Below are 1688 nucleotides of genomic sequence, written 5' to 3'. Positions count from 1 at the left end.
CAAACCAGGGTCTGAGTCGTTTCGGTGGGTTCCTGCTTCATCGAGCGGCCTAAAGCTGCCATCTCTCCACAGGCTAACGCGGCGTGCCCCGCCGCTAATATATTACGAGCACCGTTTATGTCGGCGTTCTCTGTATATCCACATTCCAGACACTCGAATTTACTTTGTGACTGGCGGTTTTCTTTCGCTGTATGACCACAGCAAGCGCATTTCTGACTGGTGTAGGCTGGGTTGATTGCCTGTACCTGACCACCGCGCCAGAGCTGCTTGTACTCAAGCTGGCGGCGGAGTTCGTACCACCCTTGATCTAATATCGAACGGTTCAGGCATGATTTTGCCCGGACGTTGCGCCCGTGCTGGCTTACCGTACCCGCTGCTGACTTTGACATGTTGGCAACCTTCAAGTCTTCAATGACTATCATTGCGTGGTTTTTGCTGATTGTCGTGCTGACTTTATGAAGGTAGTTGCGGCGGATGTTTCCGATACGGGAATGCAGGTTCTGTACTTTGCGCTTTGCCTTTTTCCAGTTGTTGCTGAACTTAACCTTGCGGCTCATTTCACGCTGGAGTCTGGCGAGTTTCTTTTGACTGGCTTTAAAGCTGTTTACAGGCTCAAAAATGGTGCCATCTGACAGCGTAGCGAGTTTTGCTACCCCCGCATCAAGGCCAACCATTGAAACTGAACTATGGGCGGGTTCGGCTGCTTCATATTCCGTCTGGATACTGACATACCACTTGCCGCATGACTGACTGACAGTGACGTTTTTCACCTCGCCAACAACTTCTCGACTATTGCGATAGTGTATCCAGCCAGGTTTTGGCAACGATATCCGGTTATTTTCCTGATCCAGCTTCACACCCTGCGGGTAGCGAAACGCATCGTTTTGACCGCGCTTTTTGAAACGGGGGAAAGCCGCCCGTTTCTGGAAGAAGTTTTTGTAGGCTCGCTCAAGGTCTTTTAACACCTGTTGCAAGGGCTGAGAAGGTGCTTCTTTCAACCACTGCGTTTCAGGTTCTTTCTTCCATTCAACAAGCCATGCGGTCATTTTTGCACAGGGAAGGTATTTGTTTCCCGCCTCATGATTTTCGTTCTGCAAGGCCAGTGATTTGTTGAATACAAAACGACAAGCCCCGGCGAAGCGCCGCATATCACGCTCCTGCTGACCATTTGGTCTTAGCTGGAATTTAAAGGCTTGTAGTCGTTTCATGCGTACCATTATACTTTGGTCTATGACAAAAGAAACTGATATTAGACGTGGAAGACACTGCGTTTTCCTGATGCACGTTCACTTGGTATTCGTCACCAAATATCGACGAAAGGTATTTGATTTGGACGCCATCGAAAAGCTACGTGGCTACTTCGCCAGTGTATGCGCTGATTTTGATGTTGAACTGGTTGAAATGGACGGCGAGGACGACCACGTACACTTGTTGATCAATTATCCGCCAAAGCTGGCAGTATCAAATCTGGTCAACAGTCTTAAAGGCGTATCCAGCAGACTGCTTCGCCGTGACCGGCCTGATATCGCCCGACACTATTACCACAAAGGCGTTCTGTGGACACCGAGTTATTTTGCAAGTAGTTGCGGTGGTTCGCCGATTTCGATCATCCGGCAATATATTGAGCAACAGCAAACACCAGGTTAGGTGGAAAACCGTGCCTTATATCCCCGCCCTGAAGGACGGGG

The 1688-nt window shown here is 49.5% G+C and carries 2 protein-coding genes; one reads left to right on the top strand and one right to left on the bottom strand.

Translation table 11 applies throughout. The annotated features are described in order from the left end of the window. A partial coding sequence (locus B9Y90_RS26030) for an RNA-guided endonuclease InsQ/TnpB family protein (protein WP_085543160.1) occupies window positions 1–1208 on the bottom strand: 1208 nt, incomplete at its 3' end. Between the two features lie 22 nt (window positions 1209–1230). Here B9Y90_RS26030 and tnpA point away from each other — a divergent pair. Further along, complete coding sequence (gene tnpA / locus B9Y90_RS26025; RefSeq protein ID WP_085543159.1) at window positions 1231–1647, top strand: IS200/IS605 family transposase; 417 nt, start codon at window positions 1231–1233, stop codon at window positions 1645–1647. The last annotated feature ends 41 nt before the right edge of the window (window positions 1648–1688 follow it).

Origin of the sequence: Cedecea sp. NFIX57 (assembly GCF_900177785.1) — a bacterium.
GTDB classification, from domain to species: domain Bacteria; phylum Pseudomonadota; class Gammaproteobacteria; order Enterobacterales; family Enterobacteriaceae; genus Cedecea; species Cedecea neteri_C.
The sequence above is the reverse complement of the archived record's forward strand: the minus strand, read 5'-3'. Positions and strand labels throughout refer to the sequence as shown.